General features: G+C 41.5%; 23 protein-coding genes. 19 read left to right on the top strand and 4 right to left on the bottom strand.

The genetic code is table 11. The features are described from left to right. Positions 1 to 5: 5 nt before the first annotated feature. The 3 genes from PY091_RS10515 to PY091_RS10525 all read right to left on the bottom strand — a co-directional run bounded on the left by PY091_RS10515 (position 6) and on the right by PY091_RS10525 (position 1886). Complete coding sequence (locus tag PY091_RS10515) at positions 6 to 458, bottom strand: MauE/DoxX family redox-associated membrane protein (RefSeq protein ID WP_275649624.1); 453 nt, start codon at positions 456 to 458, stop codon at positions 6 to 8. A gap of 96 nt (positions 459 to 554) precedes the next feature. Then, positions 555 to 1481, bottom strand: coding sequence for a helix-turn-helix domain-containing protein (locus PY091_RS10520; protein ID WP_275649625.1), 927 nt, complete (start codon positions 1479 to 1481; stop codon positions 555 to 557). An 18-nt stretch (positions 1482 to 1499) separates the two neighbouring features. Beyond that, positions 1500 to 1886: a DUF7793 family protein gene (locus tag PY091_RS10525; protein ID WP_275649626.1), complete on the bottom strand. Its 387-nt coding sequence runs from the start codon at positions 1884 to 1886 to the stop codon at positions 1500 to 1502. 198 nt (positions 1887 to 2084) lie between these two features. On the opposite strand from PY091_RS10525, the gene PY091_RS10530 reads away from it, so the two are divergent. The 19 genes from PY091_RS10530 to PY091_RS10620 all read left to right on the top strand — a co-directional run bounded on the left by PY091_RS10530 (position 2085) and on the right by PY091_RS10620 (position 20859). Continuing rightward, positions 2085 to 4490, top strand: coding sequence for an aminotransferase class I/II-fold pyridoxal phosphate-dependent enzyme (locus tag PY091_RS10530; protein WP_275649627.1), 2406 nt, complete (start codon positions 2085 to 2087; stop codon positions 4488 to 4490). A gap of 12 nt (positions 4491 to 4502) precedes the next feature. After that, a complete protein-coding gene (locus PY091_RS10535; RefSeq protein ID WP_275649628.1) occupies positions 4503 to 5342 on the top strand; it encodes an RteC domain-containing protein in 840 nt (279 codons plus the stop codon). Positions 5343 to 5625: 283 nt separating this feature from the next. Then, positions 5626 to 5904, top strand: a complete 279-nt coding sequence (locus PY091_RS10540) for a helix-turn-helix domain-containing protein (protein ID WP_275649629.1) — start codon at positions 5626 to 5628, stop codon at positions 5902 to 5904. Positions 5905 to 5906: 2 nt separating this feature from the next. Further along, positions 5907 to 6446: a hypothetical protein gene (locus PY091_RS10545; protein ID WP_275649630.1), complete on the top strand. Its 540-nt coding sequence runs from the start codon at positions 5907 to 5909 to the stop codon at positions 6444 to 6446. Beyond that, entirely contained in the window at positions 6443 to 7105 is a 663-nt protein-coding gene (locus tag PY091_RS10550) for a P-loop NTPase family protein (protein WP_275649631.1), read from the top strand. Before PY091_RS10545 ends, PY091_RS10550 begins: the two co-directional genes overlap by 4 nt. Positions 7106 to 7304: 199 nt before the next feature. Beyond that, positions 7305 to 8549 (top strand): ABC-three component system protein, encoded by a 1245-nt coding sequence (locus PY091_RS10555; protein WP_275649632.1) that lies wholly within the window; start codon positions 7305 to 7307, stop codon positions 8547 to 8549. A gap of 2 nt (positions 8550 to 8551) precedes the next feature. After that, positions 8552 to 9073, top strand: a complete 522-nt coding sequence (locus tag PY091_RS10560; RefSeq protein WP_275649633.1) for a three component ABC system middle component — start codon at positions 8552 to 8554, stop codon at positions 9071 to 9073. Further along, a complete protein-coding gene (locus tag PY091_RS10565; RefSeq protein WP_275649634.1) occupies positions 9073 to 11085 on the top strand; it encodes a DUF3732 domain-containing protein in 2013 nt (670 codons plus the stop codon). Before PY091_RS10560 ends, PY091_RS10565 begins: the two co-directional genes overlap by 1 nt. Positions 11086 to 11406: 321 nt before the next feature. Next, entirely contained in the window at positions 11407 to 11694 is a 288-nt protein-coding gene (locus PY091_RS10570; protein WP_275649635.1) for a hypothetical protein, read from the top strand. Between the two features lies 1 nt (position 11695). Next, positions 11696 to 11974, top strand: a complete 279-nt coding sequence (locus PY091_RS10575; RefSeq protein WP_275649636.1) for a hypothetical protein — start codon at positions 11696 to 11698, stop codon at positions 11972 to 11974. Continuing rightward, complete coding sequence (locus PY091_RS10580) at positions 11967 to 14387, top strand: TraG family conjugative transposon ATPase (RefSeq protein WP_275649637.1); 2421 nt, start codon at positions 11967 to 11969, stop codon at positions 14385 to 14387. The genes PY091_RS10575 and PY091_RS10580 overlap by 8 nt, the downstream gene beginning before the upstream one ends. Further along, complete coding sequence (locus tag PY091_RS10585) at positions 14374 to 14967, top strand: conjugal transfer protein (RefSeq protein WP_275649638.1); 594 nt, start codon at positions 14374 to 14376, stop codon at positions 14965 to 14967. Before PY091_RS10580 ends, PY091_RS10585 begins: the two co-directional genes overlap by 14 nt. Then, positions 14967 to 15806, top strand: a complete 840-nt coding sequence (locus tag PY091_RS10590) for a hypothetical protein (protein ID WP_275649639.1) — start codon at positions 14967 to 14969, stop codon at positions 15804 to 15806. The genes PY091_RS10585 and PY091_RS10590 overlap by 1 nt, the downstream gene beginning before the upstream one ends. A gap of 17 nt (positions 15807 to 15823) precedes the next feature. Next, positions 15824 to 16450, top strand: coding sequence for a conjugal transfer protein TraK (locus tag PY091_RS10595; protein WP_275649907.1), 627 nt, complete (start codon positions 15824 to 15826; stop codon positions 16448 to 16450). Beyond that, a complete protein-coding gene (gene traM, locus PY091_RS10600) occupies positions 16431 to 17348 on the top strand; it encodes a conjugative transposon protein TraM (protein ID WP_275649640.1) in 918 nt (305 codons plus the stop codon). The genes PY091_RS10595 and traM overlap by 20 nt, the downstream gene beginning before the upstream one ends. Positions 17349 to 17364: 16 nt before the next feature. Continuing rightward, positions 17365 to 18171 carry a DUF4138 domain-containing protein gene (locus PY091_RS10605; protein ID WP_275649641.1) on the top strand — a complete coding sequence of 269 codons (807 nt, stop codon included), beginning with the start codon at positions 17365 to 17367 and terminating at the stop codon, positions 18169 to 18171. A 117-nt stretch (positions 18172 to 18288) separates the two neighbouring features. After that, positions 18289 to 19296: an AraC family transcriptional regulator gene (locus PY091_RS10610; RefSeq protein ID WP_275649642.1), complete on the top strand. Its 1008-nt coding sequence runs from the start codon at positions 18289 to 18291 to the stop codon at positions 19294 to 19296. A gap of 139 nt (positions 19297 to 19435) precedes the next feature. After that, complete coding sequence (locus tag PY091_RS10615) at positions 19436 to 19828, top strand: carboxymuconolactone decarboxylase family protein (protein ID WP_275649643.1); 393 nt, start codon at positions 19436 to 19438, stop codon at positions 19826 to 19828. Between the two features lie 176 nt (positions 19829 to 20004). Beyond that, entirely contained in the window at positions 20005 to 20859 is an 855-nt protein-coding gene (locus PY091_RS10620; RefSeq protein WP_275649644.1) for a restriction endonuclease, read from the top strand. A gap of 114 nt (positions 20860 to 20973) precedes the next feature. Here PY091_RS10620 and PY091_RS10625 read toward each other — a convergent pair whose 3' ends face one another. After that, entirely contained in the window at positions 20974 to 22548 is a 1575-nt protein-coding gene (locus PY091_RS10625) for a type IV secretory system conjugative DNA transfer family protein (RefSeq protein ID WP_275649645.1), read from the bottom strand. Positions 22549 to 22552 lie beyond the last annotated feature (4 nt).

A 22552-nucleotide genomic window follows, 5' to 3' on the forward strand; every position in this document is an offset into this window, starting at 1 on the left:
TTCCCCTACTGTACAGATTTTTGAGTTGCTTGGATTTTGTATTGTTTCTTCGACCAAAGAATTCCCAATAGGGCAAGGACCATAAAGGTGATATTCAATAGTATGTGGTCCTTCCATCCCAAGGCGGAAATGACCCCACCACAAGAACAAGGGATGGAATCACTGTACTTTAGAACTATAATGATATAGGTAGTGAATAACCCCAATAGAATAAAACTGGCATAAAGTGCTATGGTTCGGTATTTAGAAAACCACAATAGCCCAGCGATTACCAACTCCAGAAAGGGCACACCTAATGAAATCAGAGAGGCGTAGGACGAAATGTAGGGCATCCTTTCCAATCGCAAATGGAAGGTGTCCAAATGGTTCAGTTTGCTTACCGCGGTGTACACGAAAAGGATGGTCAGCAAAAGACTGAATAGGGTAACAAGCTTGGAGTAGATTCCTTTGTATGACATATCCTTTGATTTGATATGACAAAGTTCGGGAGTCTGATGTATCTCTAAGGGAGTATTTGTTATCTGAAACGGAGTAAATGCATGATTTTAAGGTTTTTATGACCTTAAATCAGTAGGGGACATTCCATATTTGTCCTTGAATGCCCTTGAAAAATGGGTCTTGCTCTTAAAGCCGGTCATTTGGATGATTTGCTTTATCGTCAAGGTGCTGTGCTGGATCAGGGTCCTTGCCATTCGAAGACGTTCCCTGATCAGAAATCTAAAAATGGTCGTACCGTAGATCTGTTTGAAACCATACTTCAGTTTGTACTCATTGGTGCCCTTCTGACGGGCAAGATCCTGCAAGGTTGGAAGGTCCTTGTCCAGATTGTTGATGATCATATCATGGACGTCCCTAATGATTTGGATGTCCTCTGGCGTCAACGTGACTTTATGCTCCTTGATGCCCTTGGTTACTTTGAGTTTATTTTTGGGCAGTCCCGTTTCAAAAGGTTCCCCCTTGGAAAAGAAGACGGAGTTCAACAGGGTTTTTTGACCGCTCCCATCCAAGGCCTGGTACACCGATATTTGACAATCCTTGGCCAGCAAAAGACCATCGTTCGTAATGAATTCCAGGAACAATACTGTTTCAGACCGCTCCCTTTTAAAATGTTTGGACATCTTCTTGGCCCATCTTTCCCGGGACCGTTCAGTCATGAATTCAGTGATATGTTTTCCAAAAAGATCCTTAGGGGGATAGGACAATAGGGAGCAGGTGCCGTTGGTCAACAATTCAATTTGACCATTCGCATCCAAGATCATGGATAGTTGGATGACACATTGTGGGGTGTTGTGCGCGTTTGCAAAACCTTGATGGATAAAAGCCGCCCCTATTTCCTCATTGACCATGTTCAGCATGACCACCAAAGAAGCAATATTGTCATTCTTGTCCATGGGTTCAATGCTATAGAAGAAATTGCCCTTGGCCATTTCCAAGAGCATCTTTTGTATCCGTTTTACCCTAAAGTCATCGCTGTTCGGCATCCTGTTTTATATTATAGATTAGTTATCATCGGTTTCCTTAATGCCCAAGTAGGCCAAGGCCTCCGCTTTTTTGGTAAAGGATTGTGTAGGCACCTTCTGGGCATGGGTGTCCAGATAAATGGAGCTGATCATGTCCGTAACCGGTGGATCGATCAAAAAGGCCAGTTTCTTAATCCAAAGGGAACCTTCCAGCGCCAAATAGTCCCTTGCGGCCTTATCGATATTCCGGACCTCCCGTATATCGCAGAGCACAGGCATCACTTTACCTTCTTGTAATTCCATACGATCCTTGACAATGAGTTGTGCTGCCTTAACATTGATACAAGGCACTTTCTTATATATGATATGTAACAGATGATCGGTCAACAGATATACAGCAAAGGTGTTTTCATGCGTTTTTTTCATCTCTGGAAAACTGGTTAGCAAAATCAATTTACAAAATTACTGCAATTGTAGTTTTTACAGGAGGGCCGTTATCAGCAATAAAGGGCTTTCTGTTATCCGAAAAGGAGTATTTGTTATCTGAAAAGGATTAAACAGAATATGTATGCTTTATCAACTTACAAAATCCGTTTCTTTTTATCACAAATTAAATCAAATAAAATGGCCAAAATCAAACACCACAATTTTCTGAACACTGTACATGAAGTATTCACCGATGCAAAACAAGCTGGGGTATTGCACCTTTATGCCGGGGGAAAGTCCTTTTCAGGAAGGATGATAGAAGTCAACGGTAGGGAACTATACCATTTTGGGACCACAGGTTATTTAGGGTTGGAACAGGATTCTCGGTTAAAGGAGGCCGCCATGAATGCCATAGAAAAATACGGAACCCAATTCCCCCTTTCAAAGTCCTATATCTCCAATCCGCTTTACAAGGAATTGGAGGAATCTATTCTACAAATGTACGGCCACCCCATTGTCATTACCAAGAACAGTACCCTAGGACACTTGGGTGTTATTCCCAGTGCCGTGGATGATAATGATGTGATTATTTTGGACCATCAGGTACATTGGAGCGTACAGAATGCCGCAAAAATGCTCAAAACTAGAAGCGTACCCATCGAAATGATACGCCACAATAACCTGCAGATGCTGGAGGATAAAATCAAAAAGTACCAACATTCCAAAAGACATATCTGGTACATGGCCGATGGCATCTATTCCATGTATGGAGACTATGCTCCTGTCACGGAATTGATGGCGCTTTCCAAAAAATACCTACAACTTCACTTTTATTTCGATGATGTCCATGGGATGAGTTGGGTCGGTAAAAATGGGACAGGGTATGTCCTGGACCAATTAGGAGAATTACCGGAAAATGTGCTTCTCTTCGGTACACTAAGCAAAACCTTTGGAGCCAGTGGTGCTGTATTGGCCTGTTCCAACCCACAACTATACGATAAAATAAAGACCTTTGGGGGTCCCTTGACCTTTTCTGCCCAATTGGAACCCGCTTCTGTGGCTGCGGCCATGGCCTCGGCCCAGATTCACCTTTCCCCAGAGATCTATGAGCTACAGCAAGAACTGCGGGAACGTATCAATTATTTTAACGCATGCCTGTCCACAACCGAGCTACCACTGATAGACCAAAACGAGTCACCGGTATTTTACATTGGTACGGGAATGCCCAAGACCGGGTATAATTTTGTGAACCGATTGATGCAGGAGGGGTTTTATGTGAACCTTGGCATCTTTCCAGCAGTACCGGTAAAGAATACCGGGGTACGCATTACCATATCAAGTCATAACCAAAAACAGGAAATCAAAGGGTTGGTAGAAGCCATGGAACATCATTTTCCATTGGCCTTGGAAGATACCCAAACAAATGCCGAACGGGTCTTCCATGCCTTTAAATTGGAATACAAGGCCCAAAGCAAACCGCAAGAGTCATCCGAACTGACTATTGAAATTTTGGATACCATACATCAGGTCGATAAGACACAGTGGAACCGCTTTATGGGTGGACAAGGGGTCTATGATTGGGACGGCCTGCATTTTTTGGAAGGGGCTTTTAAAGGAAACTCGCAAAAGGAACACAACTGGTCGTTCCGATATGTGATCATCAAGGATTCCAAAGGGGTTCCCATCTTGATGACCTTTCTGACCTTTTCCCTTTGGAAGGATGATATGCTGGCCCAGGCTGAAATATCGGCTGCCATTGAACAAGAGCGGATAGAAGACCCTTATCATCTCTCATCCATGGTCCTGTCCTTGGGCTCCTTGTTCACCGAAGGTAACCATCGCTATTGGGATAAATCACATCAATTCAGTAAAGAAGCCACATATGCCCTATTGGAACTACTTGAAAAAACGGAACAACAGTTAGGCGCAAAAATGACCGTATTACGCGACTTTGGGGCAAACACATCTTGGCATGAAACGCTCTATGGCCATGGGTTTTTGCGGGTGCAGATGCCCAACTCCTGCAGCGTTGAACTGGCAGGGATTGATTCCATTGAAAGTTATATCGAACAATTGTCATCGCGGAACCGAAGGCATTTTCGGAAAGATATCCAACCCTTCTTTGAGTCGACACAATTCGAAATCATCTCCAATGCCAATGCTATCCAAATACGAGAATTCAAACGGCTTTTTGGGGAGGTGCAAAAACGGAATCTTGGCCTGAACACCTTTTCATTTCCCGACAAACTGTTCGAACGGATGAACAAAAATGAACTTTGGGAATTTATCGTACTGAGCCCTAAGGGAAAACCCAATACCATCCTTGGGGTGATGTTCTGTTATACCAATCAGGGAGATGTCTATGTACCTTCCTTTGTGGGCATGGATTATGACCTTTTGGAAACCTATTCAACCTATCGCCAATTGTTATATCGAACCATTGAAAGGGCCTTGGCAATCAACATTCCCAAAATCAATTTCGGCATGACCGCCTCCTTTGAGAAACGGAAACTTGGGGCCACGGTACATGAGAAATATGCCTATCTCCAGACCAATGACAATTTCATCTTGGAAATGATCGGGGTCATGGAAGGACAACATTAAGGGGCGGTTGTCATGAAATACCAAAAGTTGCTATCGGAATTTGAGGGCCAGTTGGAAACCATGGAAAGTGGGGACGGCGATATCCTTTTCAAAGCGGAGAAGGGCATTGCATTGGTGGAGAAATGTATCCGTAAACTGCAAAAGCAGATCGTGGGCCAGGACTTTGAAACACAGGCCGATGAGATCTATTTTTTCAAGCATGTAAAGCCCCAGATCTTTAGCAAGCTCATTTATTACATCAGGCTTTTCAGCATTGAGAGCAAACGGCCCCGTGGAAAGGATGTGGCCCAGGTCAAATACCTCCAGCAACAGATCGATAAGCTGCAGACCTTCTTTAACGATAACCTGGAATTCTATAATTATTACCGGCGCGGGGCCATGTCCATGGACGAACAGTATTTTGTCCGGGGGAACCGTGACCTGCGCATGCCCTTGGAATCCTTCCACTTTTTGATCGATGATGAGTTTTCCACCTGTCAGGACGGTACCGTGGCCACCATCATGGCCTATGACATGCTCATTGTGTACCTGAGAAAGGAAGTGGACGATCTCAACAACAATATGGAACCTACTAAGAACACACCTATGGAAAAACCCTCAAAATTATTTTGGACGGGCGGCAAGACGGAGCTTATCGAGCTTCTTTATGCCCTGCACACCAGTAAATGCATCAATGGTGGTACCGTTGATATCAAGGAACTGGCCTCACATTTCGAGTACTTTTACAATGTGGACCTCGGCAATTACTATCACACCTTTATTGATATCCGCTCGCGGAAGAGCAGTCGGACTCGGTTCTTGGATCGGCTTATCGAGCTCCTGAACCAGCGGATGGAATCCCTCGAAGAATAGTGCCTAGATTTTTCCCAAGTTGGTACCAACTTGGGAATTTTGGTTTTCAGCCGTTTTGAGGCCAGATTTTTGCAATTTCCAGACCTTTTGACACCAATGAAAAGTTCAATTGTGCGTAAATCGATACAAATTATATGACAAAAAAATCGTTCCCAAGTTGGTACCAACTTGGGAAGTTTTTCCAAAATGCTTTTTCAGTTTTGTGATGAAAGTCAAATCTATGGATGGGCCATCAAATGATATGAAATTCATGAAGTGGCCCTTCCTTTAAAAAACAAAACACATGGGAGCGACCATCATTACCACCGAAGACCTCATGGAGTTCAAAGTTGAACTGCTGGAGGACATCAAAGATTTATTGGAAAACCAAAACAAGCAATCGAACAAAAAATGGCTCAAATCCAATGAGGTCCGGGAATTGTTGGGCATCTCGCCTGGCACCTTGCAGAACCTGCGCATCAATGGCACCCTCCCCTACACCAAAGTCGGCGGGGTCCTCTATTACGAGTACCATGAAATCACGGAAGTATTGGAACATAACAAGATCCATAACCGCATCTAAGTTTGGAAGAAGTCAATTATATCAAACACCTCAATGGGGTTTTTGCTCAATTCTCCAAGGACAGTCGGTTAAACCCCACCCATATCAGTCTTTATGTGGCCTTGTTCCAATTCTGGAACACCAATTACTTTAAACCGGAATTCTTTATCAATCGGGATGAAGTTATGCAGTATGCCAAGATTGGGTCCAAATCCACCTACCATCGATGCATCAAAGAACTGGATCATTGGAACTATATCGTCTATACCCCATCTCACAATCCTTTTAAGGGAAGCCGTATCAAGATGTTCGATTTTGGGACAACTCTTGGACAAGTGGTGGACCAAAGCCATACCAATATCGAGACAAGCAATGGACAAGCAGTGGTACCTATAAACAAACATATACAAACCATTGAAAACCAAAAAAACAATAACAAACAGGCCGATTTTAAAAATTTGGATTTTGAGGATTTGGAAAACGAAGACAAACAGATGGCCAGTGTCCCATTTCAGGACAACTTAAAGACCAAAAAACATAAAAATTATAACGAGCCCTTGTGAAATACAATGCTCCACATATTATCACCGAAGGAGCCATCCAGTATCCATTGGGCACCCTCAAGGGTAGGGAAATCCATTACGATTTTGAAAAAATCCTGATCTACCTCGACGCTAAAGGCAAGCTCCTGTTCGGCAAAAAGTTCAAGATCCACAGGGAAGACCGGGAAATCCTTTACAAGCTTTGCCTCTACTTTATCCAAGACAATGCCCGTTGCGCACAGTTGGGCATCGACACCAATAAGGGCCTCCTCCTCTCCGGACCCGTGGGCTGCGGTAAGACAAGCCTCATGAAACTATTGAAACACATAGTTCCCCACCAACGACCCTATGAGGTAATACCCTGCCGGAACATTGTATTTGGTTTTAACCACATCGGCTTTAAAACCATTGAGGACTATGGCAATTCCCAATTCTTTTGTTTCGACGACCTCGGCGTCGAACCCACAGGACGACACTTTGGACAAGACTGCAATGTCATGGGTGAAATCCTCCTCTCCCGACATGAACTCTTTATCAACGATAAACGTAAGACCCATGCCACCACCAACCTCAATGCTCAGGAACTAGAGGAACGCTATGGTACCCGTGTACGTTCAAGGATGCGGGAACTCTTCAACTTGGTAGCTTTTGATAAAGGAACTAAAGACAGGAGAGTTTAATCTTATAATAATTGCACCTAAATGTAAGAAACTGTAAGGATTTTGTTTATCACTTTATTATATTTATGTCTGATTTGCAGATGTTTATTTTTTTTCCGAAGGTCAATATAAAATATTGCATTTTTCCAAAAACCTAATAACGAAATAAATAATCCTTATCATTTTTTTTCTGCAATTTGATGATAATAAGCAGTTTGCAATGAATAAAACTTCTATATTGACCGATAATGCGTCAGGTTCCTTTGCAGGTTATTTATATCAGTTTGAGCAAGGACTTTATTCACTTCTATTATTAGAAGACCCTAAAGGCTATCTATCGATCGAAAATGTTGATGATGTTGCAACTCACAATCAGGACGGGACTGTATTGTTTACATTACAGGCAAAGCATAGTATTTCACAAAATGGCTCCACTTTCCCAGACAATGGTTATGGTCTTTGGCGAACTATAGAGATTTGGTTAGATAAAATCAGTCAAGGAATTTTCGACGAAAAAACTAAGTTCATTTGTGCGACAAATAAACCAATACAAAAGGAGGCTTTGGTAGTAAGAATTGTTAACTCAAATCTTGACGATGCAATGTCATTAATCGCTGAGAAAAAGCAGAGCTTACTCGACAAAAAACAGGTTAATGCTTCACAAGGTGAAAGCTATAAAACAGCAGATAAAATTCTCCCTATTATAAATCGTGTTCTTAATAGCAAGGGTTTATTTGAGACTTTACATAGTAACCTAGAATTAAGAGATGAACCTAACCTAAAAGAAAGAATTCTCAATAAACTTCTACTGAGCGGAAATAGCTTAAGCGAGTTGCAAAAGAATAACGTATATCAAGCATTACTAGGTTGGATTCAAGAAATTTGTTTGTATAAATGGAGAAATGGAACCATAGCCGTGGTCAAGAAAGAAGACTTAGACCAAAAATATCAAAGCTTGATTAACTCTCCCTCCATTATTAAGGCAATATTTAGAAACAAAGCTGATATCGAAGTTGGGAATGAGGAAATTGAAGAACGAAAAAATGAACTTTTCGTAAAACAGCTTCAAGATATAGATCATAACGGTGATGTAAAAAGGAGGTTAATTAAAAAGGCAATAGAAGACTATATAAGATATGAAATCGAACACACATACATAATTAATCAGGTTGGAGACTTCACAAAAAAAGATTTTGACCAGTTTATCGGCCAGTGTCAGGAAAAATGGCAAGACACTTTTGATACATTTATTACAAAGGAATTAGATGATTATTCAGATGAAGAAATGAATTCAAAAGCAATTGACATATATAATTATGTAATGCAAAAGCTTGAAATGAACTTTCAAACAGACCATTCTTTCAATATAAATAATATATACATCAAGAATGGTGGTTTTTTAAAGCTATCAAACATTCCTGAAATTGGATGGCATCCAAATTGGGAAAAGTTATACAAGAATTGAATATGAAATCAAAGTACGAAGAAGAATTTAATCTATATTCAACACTGCAAAATTCTGCAATTAGTGCTTTGGCATTGCACAGTTTTGTTTTAGGTTATTACAAAGTTGCTAGGCACAAGAAAAATAAGTCCAATTTTCCTAGTCTTCTATATTTATTCTATGTTCTTCCAATAGTTTACCACAGAAAGTCCCGTGATACATTTAAATCGTCCAATGAAATATATACGGCTATCGCAAATGACCAGGAGACTGTACTAGGCCTTCAAGAGCGTTCGAATAAAATGTCAGGGCAAACATTCGATGCCATCAACCTTTTGTATAGTAAAAAAATACTTGGTTATGATAGTACAAATAAAACTACCGTTCTTTTACGCGGTTTTATGTCTGAAAAAATTAATATTCCCAGCACAATAGGTCGTGAAAATATTGTAAGGATGATTCAAGATAGCGCCTATAAAATAGGTCACATATTTGCCAAAAATACAGACAAGAACCTCCAGCTTACTCTTAATATCAGGTTTTAATGCAACTAAAGATTAAAAATATAATACTCTACCCTGAATCAATTGAGAAAAAACCTAGAGTTATTTCCTTTGATACAAAAAAACTAAATGTTATAACTGGTTATAGTCAGAGAGGAAAATCAGCAATAATTGATATTGTAGATTATTGTCTAGGCAGTGGAGAATGTAACATACCGGTCGGTAAAATAAGGGATAGTGTTAGTGTATATGCTCTATATCTGGAGTTGAATGATGAATTTTACTTTTTGGCAAGGGAAAATTATGAATTATCAAAATCTACTATGTACTTCTTTAAGGAGAACGTGAAAGGCGAAAACCTAGATTTGAGAAGTAACAAATGGTTAGCAAACAAGTCAGAGTACAAAGTAAGCATAGCTTTCGTCAAGAAACAACTAAGTGAGCTTGCAGGATTTAAAAATTATACTGTAGAGGACCAAAACAATCCCTTTAATACATCAGCTAGTTTTAGGGATACCGCAGCATTTCAATTTCAAACCCAGAATATCATAGCAAATCCCTCAACGATGTTCTACAAAACTGATTCTTGGGAACATTTACAAAAGCTCAAGACTATTTTTCCTCTCATTTTAGGATATAGTTCATACGATATTATCCTTTTAGAAAATGAGATTTCAGAATTGGAGAGGCAAAAGACTAAGTTAGTAAACACTCTTGAAAATTTAAAAGAGCAATATGAAAACTGGCAAGGTGAGGTCTATAAATATTATTCTGAAGCAGTTTCTTTGGGCCTAACAAACTCTGATATTGATATACAAACTGCATCTGTAAGCAGAATAAGAACTGCTCTAAATACTATATTAATGTCCTCAAAAAAAGGAGAACTATACAAAAAAGGTTCGGCAAATAGGTTCAACGAAAAAACTAATGAATTAATCAATAATAGGGACTCCCTCATTCGAACTTTAAATATTTCCAAAAATAATTTAAATAAAATAGAACAACTTGAGCAATCTAAAGATGATTATCTGGATGATGTTATCAGGGAAAAAGAGAATAGACTAAGACCTGTAGAGTGGTTTTTGGAACAAAACGGCACAAATTTTTGTCCATTTTGCGATTCAGAATCTACCAAAGCAATGGATGAATTATTATCACTTAATGAAGTTCGAAAGGCAAATAGAGAGATTATTGATCAGGCCAAGTCGTTGAGTTATGACTTTGAAAAAGAAAAGAAAACTTTGACTCAAGAAATTTCGAAATATGAAAATTCGATAACCCAATTAGATGCTAATCTCAATATATTGCTCAAGGAAGAAAAGGAGGCCGAACAGAGTTTAAAGAGAACTTTTGAGTATGTTGGCAAAATCGAACACGCTCTATCAAACTTGAAAAAAATTGAGCCTTCGAGTGAGTTAAACAAAGAAATTGAAGTACTTAACGGTAATATCGCATCAAAAAAAACATCATTGAAAAAATTGAATGAAAAGTTTGATAAGGAATCTTCTTTGAAAAAGCTTACAAAGCTAATTGGCAAATATGTAGCAATCTTATCAATTGAGTCAAAGGAGAATAGATTAGTCCATCTTGACCCAGACAATAGTTTAAACATCAAAATTGAAGATACTAAAACAAAAAATAGATATTACTTGGCAAGACTTGGAAGTGGAGCAAACTATATGGGATATCATCTAGCAACAATGTTTGGACTACATGAGTTTTTCTGGCAATTAAAAAAAAGTAACAAAGTAAATTACATACCTTCTTTCCTTATTTTGGATCAACCCAGCCAAGTTTATTATCCAGAAAGCCTTAATTCTAAAACCGACAAACTTCGAAAAAACTCTAAAGATGTAGAAGACACTAAAAAGATTTTTGAAGCTTGTGTTGAATTCTTGAAAAACACCGGAAACGAAATTCAACTTATTCTTTTGGAACATGTTCCAAAAGATATGTGGAGTGATATTGACCCAGAATACATCAACCTAGTGGAAGAATGGAGAGGAACAGAGGGGAATAATGATTTTAAAGCCTTAATACCACAGGAATGGTAAATTAGTGACTATGTATTAGTAAAGATTCCTTTTTACATTTAATTGTAAATTGAATAAATCCCATGTTTATTAAATCACATTACTCTAGTTAAAACTATGACCAAATATCATTTTTTAAAGATTAGGTTTTTTTGGATGTTTAAACTTTTTAAACTTAACCACTCCATTTTTTTATATAATTTAACACCAATCTGCATCAACAAACAACATCCAAAACTAAATTTAATTTTATTCACAAATAATTGAAAATCAATCATTTGAATATGATTCTATTGTACTTTTCACATATCAACAATCGTCTAATCTTTAAGCGTTTACGATATGCGAAAATCAAATTTCATCACCATTCTATTTCTATTTGTTTCCAGTTCCATTTTGGCCCAGATCGGGGGCATTGAGAATTCCGTCAATGACATTTCCGATACCATTCGAACCATCTTTCCCATCATCCTTGGTGTCATCTTTTTAGTAGGTTTCCTGTTCAATGCCGGACACTTCTTCGGCGAGAATGCCGATCTTAAAAAAGGCATTACCCGGGTATTGGTCTTTGTCCTGATCGCCGGGGCGGTTGTGGGAATCTTTACCTATCTCATTGGAATCGTGGTGTAAAATGAAAAAGTACGAAATCTATCGAAATATCCGTAAGAAGGCCATGATTATGAGCCTGCCAATATCCTTGTTTGCCTTGATGATGGTATCGGTCATCGGTTCCCTGCTCATTATAATATTCTCATTCAGTTTTGGTGTCATCGTTGCCCTGCTGTTGTTCAATGCCCTATTGTTCGGGGCATTGGCGCAGTGGGCCAAAAACCCGCAATTACTTTCCGTTCAAAAGGTCTTCCCCTATTGCATCAGCAACAAAAAATTAAGTCCCCTTTCCTATGCATAAGATCAACCTGAATTCCCATCATCCCATACTGGATATCCAGAACCATCTGGTCTTTGCCAACAATGGCAATGTGGTCCTGTGCTATGGGGTAACCCTTCCCGAGGTGTATTCCCTGTCCGAGCAAGATTTTGAGGAACTGCACAGCATGTGGTTTCAAGCATTCAAGTCACTTTCCACAGGCACTGTCATCCATAAACAGGACATTTACCAAAAAGTGGGATATAATGCCGAACAATTGCCTAACCGCACCTTTTTGGAAAAGGCAACCCATGACTATTTTCAGGGCAGGGAGCACTTGAGCCATCAAAGTTATCTGTTTTTTGTACTGCCCTTGGACAAAGCGCTGAATGCCTCCAAATACGTCAACCCCTTTCGCAAAGCGGAAAAGGGCTTCCATCGAAAACTAGATGTACAAGTGGCGGAGTTCATCACTGCGGTCAATGATGCGGTGTCCTTTATCAATAACAGCCAGCACGTGTCATTGATGCCAATGTTACCTGATAACATTCTCAACCATACAAACAATTATTACAATGGTTTCAATGTTGGTTTTGACACGGATGTTCTACTGGATAAAAAACAAATCAAGATCGGCAACCATTTCTTTGATGCCATTGCCGTCAACAACGAAGCTTGTTTTGGAGGACCTGTCCAGAGCAGTAAGACCAATGAAAAATTCACCTCGGACGATTTTACCTTTCACCAAGGTTTTCTCGATGGATTGGGATTGAACCTGACCGAGAACCATATCGTCAACCACATCCTCTATTTGGATGACAAGCACAAATGGCGCAAGCTCCTGGACAAGAAAGTGGAGGAACTGGGCAAAAGTTCCAATTTCGGTTCCCAAAACAAGGTGGTCCTCAAAAAGGTCCAGCATATTCTTGACCAAATCAATACCGATGATTCGTCACGCATCATCCGGGGACATCTCAATATCATCTTCTGGCATTCGGAATCCGAACAGGTAAAACGGATTGCGTCCCAAATCAAGGCGGGATTTAAGGAGTTGGATATTGTACCCTACCACCCCAATGGAGAGGAACGCAAACATTACTTTCTGAATTCCCATCCCTGTCATGCCACCAACTTCTCCAACGAAGATCTGTATGTAACAGATTTGAAGCATGCACTATGCCTCTATATCAACAACACCAACTATACCTCGGATGCCACGGGGATCATCTTTAATGACCGTCAGTACAACATCCCCGTATTGAAGGATGTATGGGACGAACAAAAGGAACGCATCAAGGCCCGGAACTTTGCCATTTTCGCCCCAACAGGTGAGGGTAAATCCTTTCTCGCCAACAATATTTTGCGACAATACTTTGAGCAGGGCGTTCGGCTGGTCCTTATCGATCTGGGCGGCTCCTACGCCAAGTTTGCCAAGCTCTATCCCGAACAGCATATCATCCTGCGCTACGAGCAGGGCAAGAATCTGGGTATCAATCCCTTTTATATTTCTGATGATTCCGGTCTGTCCCCGGAGCGTTTGGAAGACCTTGCTGTCTTTCTCTTGGAACTCCTTGCCCAAAACAATGCTTCCAAATCCCAAGAGGTGGCCATTAAAAAGGTGTTGCTGCTTTATTACAAAAAAGTCAGACAGAATCATTCCCTGACTTCCCTGTACCAGTTTGTGGATGACCGAAAGGATACCCTTATCCAAGAACTGCAGATCAAGGAAGCCCACTTCAGTACCTATGAATTTTTACATATCCTCTCTGAGTATGTGGAAGACGGGCCTTACAGTTTCTTGTTCAATACAGGGGCCGATCAGACCTATACCATCGAGGACAAAAGGCTGATCATCTTTGAACTGGACGAGGTAAGGGACAATAAGGAGATCCTGTCCGTGATGCTCAAGCTCATCAAGTCCGCCATCCAACGGACCATCTGGCAAAACCGTTCCGAGCGTGGCATCATTTTATTTGATGAGTTTGCCAAGCAGTTGAAATTCCCCAACGTCCTGGAGAGTGTGGAATTCTATTACCAGGCCATCCGGAAACAGAACGGAGCCATCGGCATCATCCTGCAATCCATCAACCAATTGCCCAATAATTCCACGTCCGCGAGCATTTTGGAAAACACCCAGGTCATTTACAGTCTGCGGAACGAAAAGGGATATGATGCACTTCAACAGCGACTCAACCTATCCAGCCATGATTTGAACCAACTCAAATCCATTCGCAATAATCTAGTGGGGGAACGGAAATACACCGAGATCTTTATCAAGATCGGAAAGGAAAGCAATGTGTTTCGATTGGAAGTCCCGCCCGAAGTATATGCAGCCTACCTGACTGACGGAAAGGAAAGCATCGAGATCATGGAGCACTATGAAAAGACCCAGGATATGGAACAGGCCATCAAAGCATTTATTCACAACAAAAAGCAATCCTATGAAAACCATTAAGAAACAGTCCATCAGTAAAAAGGCCCTGATCTTACTATTGGCCCTATACCTGCCCGGCCGTGCCACGGCCCAGGGGATGCCGGTGTATGACAATACGAACTTTATCAGTATGACCAAGTCGTTGGTGGAGTCGGCCAAGCAGACGGCCGAACTGTTGAAGACCGTACAGTTTTTAAAGGAACAAAAGGACAATATCGTCAAGGTCAACAATGCCATCAAGCAATTGAAGGCCCTTCAGGAGCTGACCAAGAACAATGAGATTCTTTTCCGTACCGTACAGACGGATCTCAGGGAGATATTGAACTCCCCCTATATAAAGGCAGGGGAAGTGGAACAAGTATCGCGCTCCTTTGAGCAAATCATGGATACGGCCATTGATGATTTGGACTTTGTCAACCAGATCCTTTCCAGCGACTTTCTGAAGATGACCGATGCTGAGCGTACTGCCATATTGATGGATAAGAAAGTCCAATCCCAAGAAATGGTGGCCGAACTAGAGGTCAAGACTAAACGCTACAGGGAGATCATCTCCTTTCGGAAAATGCAGGACATCATCAATAACCGCGAAACCAATTACTGATGGCAGGTATATTCTTAGGCATCGGATTGGAATATGTGGATGCGGTCTTCCAGACCATCAAGGACAGTGATTTTTCCCAATACACCATTGTTGGGATGAAAACCTTGGCCGTATTGTTCTTTCTGATCAACATCCTCAAAAAATACAACGAGGGCATAGCCACCACTGATGGCCACACCTGGGGCCTCACCCCTACGGACTTGGCCAAGAACATTTTAATTGTCCTCTTGGCCATCTTTTCCACACAGGTATTGGAGGTATTCGATGGTATTTTGGTTGCCATCGAATCCCAATACCGGGACACGGCTCCGGCACTCCTCCCCTTACAGCTACAGGATGTAGATCTGGAACGGGATGTGGGTGCCTTGGAAGCCGCCAAAAAGGCCATGGCCATCCTCTATGAGGCCTTGGTCACTCCTTTGTACGGCCTAAAAATGTTGGCCTTTATCATAGGGGTCATCCTATGGCTGCTGGATATTTTTATCTATCCAATCTTCTTGGCCGAACGCTATTTCCTATTGGGGATTATGCAGACCTTTTTTCCTTTGGTCATCAGTCTGTCTGTTTTTGAAAAGTTCCGAAACCTAGCCTACACCTATTTCAAGCTCTATGCTGGGGTCTATATGCTGGTTCCCGCATTTTTTTTGGTCAATGTGTTCGTCAATAACCTTTATACTGAGATCAACACCAACTTTTGGGGCAGCCTGTTCGGTTCGGATTGGGGCAGTGAATTCTTTGCCCCGATCATCCAGCTGGGGTCCATCGGATTTATCGTGTTGCTCAAATTCAAACTGTACCGAAAGGCCACAAGTTTTACACTGCGTTTGTTCACCGGATAAACAATTCTATAATGAAAATGAAAACACCTTTTAAAAACATCCAACAGGTTTTACGGCTGAACCGATTTGTGGTCTTGGCCTTGGTCATCATGACAGGGTTGGTCTGTATCATATCAGTCACACTGGTTGTCAAGATACACAGGGAAAGCCAGGAAAAGGCTTTTGTGGTGAGTTCCAGTGGAACTGTCATTCCCCTTCAACTGGCTTCCCAACGCGAAAACTTGGAAGTTGAGGCCCTCGCGCATTTAGAGCAGTTCCATAACTGTTTCTACGGCGTGGAAGCCAACAGCTATGAAAAGAACATGGAAAAGGCCCTTTGGTTGGGCAACTCCTCCGTGGATGCTGTATACCGTCAAAAAAAGGCCGATGGCTTCTATAACCGTTTGTTGCAATATTCCTTGGTACAACAGGTGGAACGCATCGATTCCCGAATCGATATGGACCAGGAACCCTATGCCTTTCAGACCCGGACCCTGATTCGCATCAATCGAGGTGCTGTCACCGACACCTATGAATTGGTTACTACGGGCAAACTCATCCAAGTGGCCCGAAATTTCCCCCATAATTCCCATGGGTTATTGATCACTGATTTTTTTGAAAACTCCATCCGTAAAATAGAAGCCTATGAAACCCCAGCAAAATAAGATTGTATTTGTATTGGTCCTGATAGGGGTGGTCCTTTTTATCGTGGCCTACTCCATCTTCACCTTTGGTAAGGACAAGAAAACCGACCTTAGACCGGACCGCATTCCGATGCCCGATCTGGAGGAAAACCAAAAAGTGTATGAATCCAAGATGGAAGCCCTGGATGCCCTCAAGGAGGAGCGCGAGACCACCGCTCCCCAGGTCTATCCCGACCATATGGTCGATGACAAGGGCTATTTCAATCCGGACTATATGGAATATGAGAAACAGCGTATTATCGATAGTGTCTACAGTACGGGCAATTTGGCCACACATCGAGAACCCGTTCCACCTTTGAAAGAAACCTCGCCAAGCAAACCGGAAACCGAACCAATCCAAATCGAAGAACCGCTGCCGGACAGCTCCATAAGTGTTAACGAACTGGCCCTTGAACACCAATTGTTCTTTGCCTCCCATCCTAAGGTTCTAGAAAGTGAAACCACTAAAGGCATTTTGGTCGAAGTGGACGGCAAACAGGTCTTGCGTAAAAACAGCCGCATTAGGTTGCGTCTGGTGAAACCTACCACAATCAAAGGACATCGCTTCCCCAAATACACCCTTTTGTTCGGCACCGTACGTTTCCGTCCCAATCGGACCATCCTGAACATTTCCCAAATCGACCACGTTCCCTTGCAATGGGAAGCCTTTGACCTACAGGATGGCATAGCGGGCCTCTATCTGGAGAACTCCCTTCGTGAGGAAGCCACCCAAGAGGTGATGGACGATATGGTACAGGATATCAATATTGCCGGTTTGCCCCAGGTCAGGGGTCTAAAGAGTGTTTTCCAACGCAGCCAGCGTAAGCAGAAAGTGACCGTTTTGGATGGTCATCGCCTGCTTCTAAAACCAAAACAGTAACATTAAAAGCAAAACCATGAAAAATCATATCCTTTTCCCCATCATCTCATGTCTCCTTTTCTCTATCCAAGCCCCAGGTCAAACCTTGGACACAATCTATGCCAACGACCATCAGGTGGTGTCCCTTTCCTTTACGGATCCCATCCAAACGGGCATGATCGGTTCCCCTAACTATGCCTTCAGTTTCAATAGGGAACAAGCGGACAACTTGGGATTGCTGCAGGCAGAAAAAGGCCAAGAAAGCAATCTATTGGTGCGGACCACCACAGACAACCTTTACTCCTTTATCCTCGCCTATCGGGAAGACCTCTCCCAATTGCATTATTTCATAGCCCCGGAGCAACAACTGAAGAACCCTTTTCAACATTCGTCCAATAGCTCCGCAACACATGATTCCATCCAGAAAACACCATCCATCAAAGAAGAGCGGTATACGCTTTTATGTACCCAATTGCTGCACAAAAAATCATCCACCCGCCACAGCAAACATCAAAAAGGAATAAGGGTCAAACTCATGGACCAAGTGTACCATGATGACCATGTCTATATAGTTTATGAATTGAAGAACCGTTCCACTATTCCCTATGCGCTTGGAAAGTTTCAATTATCCAAAGTATTGGGCACTCCAAAACGGAAAGCCTCTTATCAGGAATTGCCCATCGCTCCCTTGTTTGAATTCCAAATGCCAAATCAAATCGGTTCGGGCACTTCGGTCCGCTTTGTGGTGGTCTATCCCAAGTTCACCCTGAATTCAGAGGAACGCTTACAAGTAAAAGTCTTGGAGGCCAATGGAAGCCGAAATCTTATCCTCAAGTTGCGTTGATTGTTTCTCGAATAAGCCCCAGACTCCAATGGGACATTCATCATTGAACATATAATCTACCCTAACTTATAGACTGAAAAAGAAAGGATTCAACTTTACAGGGTTCAAAAAGAAAGAATGATTGGAATAGGAGCCAGAAACTTTAATACCCATGGAATAAATCGAAAAAAACACGCGCAATACTGGCGCCTGTTGCACAAAAAAGGGGAAAAGCCCGTAATGACCTTTGCCTATTGCCGGATTGATCGTACCTTTAGATATGCAGGCCAGTACGGGACAACCGCTTGGCCGTTGTTAGTAATTAAACCAAAAATTCTGCTGAAAGAATACTCCATATCGGATATAATACTATCCAATCCAAAAGACAGGTTTTTCTACGTTGGAACTTTTGAAGGGACAGAGGACCCAAAAGTAGAATGGCCACATAGACACGATTTTTATTCCATTGTTTGGTTCACGAAAAGCACAGGAATCAATGTCATCGACTTTGAGGAATATGAGATCAAACACAATAGGCTTTTTTTGATGCGACCAAAACAAGTACATAATTGGTCCTATTCAAAAAGCTCGAATGGATACATCGTCGTTTTTGACAGGCATCTAGTAAAAGAAATAACAGATTTTGCAACCCAACCCTTTATTGATTTATCCAATAAGAACACAAAACTCTTAACCCCTTTGTTTGAAAACCTTATCGATGAATCTGGGAAAAATGACGAATTGGGCAAAAAAACAATCATTCACGGGATTTCATTTTTATTACTTCAACTTAAAAGGCTATCAAATGAAAATCCTCAAGACAAAGGAATTAAATCAAAAGGCATTTTAAGATTTTCAAAATTAGTATCAGAGACTATTGGTGAAAATATTTCTGTCAATGAATATGCCTCAAGATTGAATTTGACCGTTGATAATCTCAACCAAATCTGCAAGGAAAATTACGGACAAAGTCCAAAAACTATCATCTTGGAAAAGAAAATTACAGAGGCCAAGCGACTTCTATATTTTACGGATTTATCGGTAAAGGAAATTGCTTTTCGATTGGGATTTGAGGATAGTTCCTATTTTTCAAGAATATTCAAGCAGAAAACAAACCTCTCGCCCACTGAATTTAAAAGTACCTGAAAACCTGGAAAAAATACTGTGATGGGACTTCCCTTACCCATTAGTTTTGCCTAAAAACAAAATGAAGTATCCATCAATTATCATTTTCACTTTGTGCGTTGCTCTAAGTGGATATGGACAATCAGAAAATCAGACAAAAATGGACAGTACAAAAACAGAACGATTTAAAAGAGGTTGGGAAAAACTTAAAGAAATAGACGGGCAAGCAGGCGTGAATGTCATCGAAAGTTTAAAAGACATTTCGCCCGACCTGGCAAAATACACCATTGAATATCCGTTTGGCGATGTTTACAGCCGAGAAATTTTGGATAACAGAACAAAAGAAATCGCAGTTGTTGCCGCCATGACGGCAATGGGAAATGCCAGGCCCCAATTAAAAGTCCATATCAACGCGGCTTTGAATGTTGGAGTATCTGAAGAGGAGCTTTCGGAAATTATGATCTTGATGTCGGTTTATGCAGGATTTCCATCCGCCTTAAACGGGACATCAGCCTTAAAAGAAGTCATAATGGAAAGAAAAAAGGAAGAATAACTGCTTTTACATAGATGTTAAAGGCAATAGCGGTTTGGGTGTCAACTCGAACCGCTTTTTTTATTGAATACAGTATCTTGTAAGTTGAAAAGTAGTTGCGTAAATCCGCTGCCTTTTATCCATAGAACGTAACCTTGAATATCATTAACGTTTGAGCAACAAAAAAATGTCCATAAATGCGAGAAAATAGTCTTGATTGGAAAGAATACGAAGCTATAACTAAATACATCTATGAAACCTTGGGTAAAGAATTTGGTGTTACTATTGAAGGTTATGGCATAACCTGCAAAGTAGAGGGGAGATCAGGAAGTTTTCATCAAATTGACGTTTTGACAAAGCAATCCAATGGAGTGCATCAGTTTCGAACCGCAATTGAATGCAAATGTCTAAAGAATAAAGTAACCAAAGGTACCGTGATGAAGTTGGTAAGCACCATCAAAGATGCTCGAATCGACAAAGGTGTCATCGTATCAAAAAGTGGTTTTGCCAGTGGTGCTGTAAATTTTGCACGTGAGTATAATATTGGACTTGTTGAACTAAGGGAAGCACAAGAAAATGATTTTCAGGAACATTCCAAAGAAATTCATATTGGTGATCTAAACCTGAACAGTAAAGTACGTATAACACGGCCACAAATTTTGAATATAGACATCGGCAACAACCAAAGTATTGAAATCAGGGATGAGTGGGATTATTATAATTATATAATAACATTAAAAAACCAGACCAAAATTCCTTTGTTAAAATATGTGAACGAATTTCGCAATGAAGTTAATCTCCAAAATAAAAAAGGAAAAATAATCAACAAGCATTATGAAATTCCAAACGCCAATCTTTTTAATAAAAAATCTTTGACCACTATAGAAATCAATGAAATCATCTTCACAGGGCAATTAATAGAAATCGATGCCAGTCAAAGCTTAAGCTTTAAGTTGGTCGATCAGGTTTGGTTGATCATGAAATCCATATTTGAAGAGCGGGTATTCACTTTTTCAGAGAGTGGTTTGATTGTAGAGCGCAAAAGCAAATAATATTTCCGACAACTAAGATGGCAAAGTATCATTGCTCATTTACCACCCTGAACTAAATTCCTTAATTTACAACTAAAGGAAGGAATCCTAAATCTCATCGTACAACTAAGATGATCATTTCCCGAACAGGGCCCTGATCTCTGCATGGATGCGATAAAAGTTCCCCTCCAAATCTATATTCTTAGGTGGTTTAGGTAACCCCTTCAGAAGCTGGGGCCTTTTGAACTGCACTTTTTTTTCCTTCCCATCAGCAAAGGCGATAAACTCCCCTTGTTGCAACCGAAAGAACACATCGGCCCTTATTTTGCTCACCTCCCGCTCACCTGTGGTCACACGGGTATCAAAATTAATGGTATGGCTACGATTGATGCTGGTGGTGGGTTTCTTTACGAGTTCAAAAAACCTCTCATAGTACTTGGCCGTCTCCGGGTCGTTCACCTTCCCAAAAAATTGGTAGGATAGGTTACTCAGAATCGCTCTACTGGCCTTGTCCCCATAGAGGATATCGTTCTGTACCTTGTCCTGCAACACATATACCGTAGCAATATCATAGCTCCGCAAGGTAGCTGGGATGCGGTGCATGTTCAATAGCCGTAAGGTTGGTGCCTCCTCCATCAAGAGAAAGGATGGCTTGGCGTTGCGTATGGCCATCTGCTTAGTCAGGGTATGTATGATCGTGGCAATAGCAGGGCTATAGGCCGTTTCATATTTGGGATTGTTGACCACAGACACGATGACGGGACGTTTTTGTACCTTGATATCGAGGGGCACTTCATCCTCGGATAGCACATAAAAGTTGCGCTGTGTGGAGATTTTCTTCAGGGCATTAGAGAGCGTACTGCGTACCCCAGCGGTCTGGCGTTCCGACTTGATGCCATTGACAAAGGCATCGGCCATGGCCTTGGCCGTATGGTTGCCCCGGAGAAAGGCTTCCAAGCTTTCCATGTCCAGATATTGGTAAAGGGCCATCAGATGGGGCAGGGTACAATAGTCAGGATAGTCCGATTTCAGTTTCCAGATCATCCCGCCCAACAGTCCCTCCACGGCATCGGTGAAAAACTTACCGCTGCCCGTGGCACCGGATTCCTTCTGTTCCAAAAGGTTTTCGACCAATACGCGGGAGAGTTCGTTGACACTTTCCTCCGAGTCCATATACCGTGGAGCAATGGGATTGACCCGGTAATGGATGGGATCAAAACCAACGGGGTAAAAGTCCACCTTTTCAGCATCAATCAAGGGGTAGGCAATTTCCGTAAGTTCAAAATCCTTGTAATCATGGATGACCCCTGAAAAGCCGTTTTGGACAAAATGGTCCAACAGGGGTGCGACCACACTTTCCGTTTTACCACTGCCTGCGGCCCCTATGATGGAGATGCCCCTACGGATGTTCTGCAAAACGAGTTTTCCTTTTTGCAATGGTATATTCACCAGAAAAGGAGTGGGCTTGATGGGGAGAGCTTCCCTAGCCACAAAGACATAACCTACCACATTGATTAAAAGCAGTGGACAGACCAATCCCAAAATCAACTGCGGTCCAGGGAATCCTGCAAAAACATAAAGACATATGCCCAAGCAGACCATGAACAACAAACCGATTCCCAAGGCAAAACGTATCCACCGGTAAAGTGCAAGTGAAAGCAAGGCCCCCACGACTGTGATTGCAATAAGTAAGTTCCATTCTCCTTCCATATGC

The sequence above is a fragment of the Flagellimonas okinawensis genome, assembly GCF_029194005.1.
Lineage (GTDB): Bacteria > Bacteroidota > Bacteroidia > Flavobacteriales > Flavobacteriaceae > Flagellimonas > Flagellimonas okinawensis.

What these genes read in the sequence shown, in the direction of transcription:
- PY091_RS10515 (WP_275649624.1), bottom strand. Translation starts at nt 458, where the DNA reads ATGTCATACAAAGGAATCTACTCCAAGCTTGTTACCCTATTCAGTCTT.
- PY091_RS10520 (WP_275649625.1), bottom strand. Translation starts at nt 1,481, where the DNA reads ATGCCGAACAGCGATGACTTTAGGGTAAAACGGATACAAAAGATGCTC.
- PY091_RS10525 (WP_275649626.1), bottom strand. Translation starts at nt 1,886, where the DNA reads ATGAAAAAAACGCATGAAAACACCTTTGCTGTATATCTGTTGACCGAT.
- PY091_RS10530 (WP_275649627.1), top strand. Translation starts at nt 2,085, where the DNA reads ATGGCCAAAATCAAACACCACAATTTTCTGAACACTGTACATGAAGTA.
- PY091_RS10535 (WP_275649628.1), top strand. Translation starts at nt 4,503, where the DNA reads ATGAAATACCAAAAGTTGCTATCGGAATTTGAGGGCCAGTTGGAAACC.
- PY091_RS10540 (WP_275649629.1), top strand. Translation starts at nt 5,626, where the DNA reads ATGGGAGCGACCATCATTACCACCGAAGACCTCATGGAGTTCAAAGTT.
- PY091_RS10555 (WP_275649632.1), top strand. Translation starts at nt 7,305, where the DNA reads ATGAATAAAACTTCTATATTGACCGATAATGCGTCAGGTTCCTTTGCA.
- PY091_RS10560 (WP_275649633.1), top strand. Translation starts at nt 8,552, where the DNA reads ATGAAATCAAAGTACGAAGAAGAATTTAATCTATATTCAACACTGCAA.
- PY091_RS10565 (WP_275649634.1), top strand. Translation starts at nt 9,073, where the DNA reads ATGCAACTAAAGATTAAAAATATAATACTCTACCCTGAATCAATTGAG.
- PY091_RS10570 (WP_275649635.1), top strand. Translation starts at nt 11,407, where the DNA reads ATGCGAAAATCAAATTTCATCACCATTCTATTTCTATTTGTTTCCAGT.
- PY091_RS10575 (WP_275649636.1), top strand. Translation starts at nt 11,696, where the DNA reads ATGAAAAAGTACGAAATCTATCGAAATATCCGTAAGAAGGCCATGATT.
- PY091_RS10580 (WP_275649637.1), top strand. Translation starts at nt 11,967, where the DNA reads ATGCATAAGATCAACCTGAATTCCCATCATCCCATACTGGATATCCAG.
- PY091_RS10585 (WP_275649638.1), top strand. Translation starts at nt 14,374, where the DNA reads ATGAAAACCATTAAGAAACAGTCCATCAGTAAAAAGGCCCTGATCTTA.
- PY091_RS10590 (WP_275649639.1), top strand. Translation starts at nt 14,967, where the DNA reads ATGGCAGGTATATTCTTAGGCATCGGATTGGAATATGTGGATGCGGTC.
- PY091_RS10595 (WP_275649907.1), top strand. Translation starts at nt 15,824, where the DNA reads ATGAAAACACCTTTTAAAAACATCCAACAGGTTTTACGGCTGAACCGA.
- traM (WP_275649640.1), top strand. Translation starts at nt 16,431, where the DNA reads ATGAAACCCCAGCAAAATAAGATTGTATTTGTATTGGTCCTGATAGGG.
- PY091_RS10605 (WP_275649641.1), top strand. Translation starts at nt 17,365, where the DNA reads ATGAAAAATCATATCCTTTTCCCCATCATCTCATGTCTCCTTTTCTCT.
- PY091_RS10610 (WP_275649642.1), top strand. Translation starts at nt 18,289, where the DNA reads ATGATTGGAATAGGAGCCAGAAACTTTAATACCCATGGAATAAATCGA.
- PY091_RS10615 (WP_275649643.1), top strand. Translation starts at nt 19,436, where the DNA reads ATGGACAGTACAAAAACAGAACGATTTAAAAGAGGTTGGGAAAAACTT.
- PY091_RS10620 (WP_275649644.1), top strand. Translation starts at nt 20,005, where the DNA reads ATGCGAGAAAATAGTCTTGATTGGAAAGAATACGAAGCTATAACTAAA.
- PY091_RS10625 (WP_275649645.1), bottom strand. Translation starts at nt 22,548, where the DNA reads ATGGAAGGAGAATGGAACTTACTTATTGCAATCACAGTCGTGGGGGCC.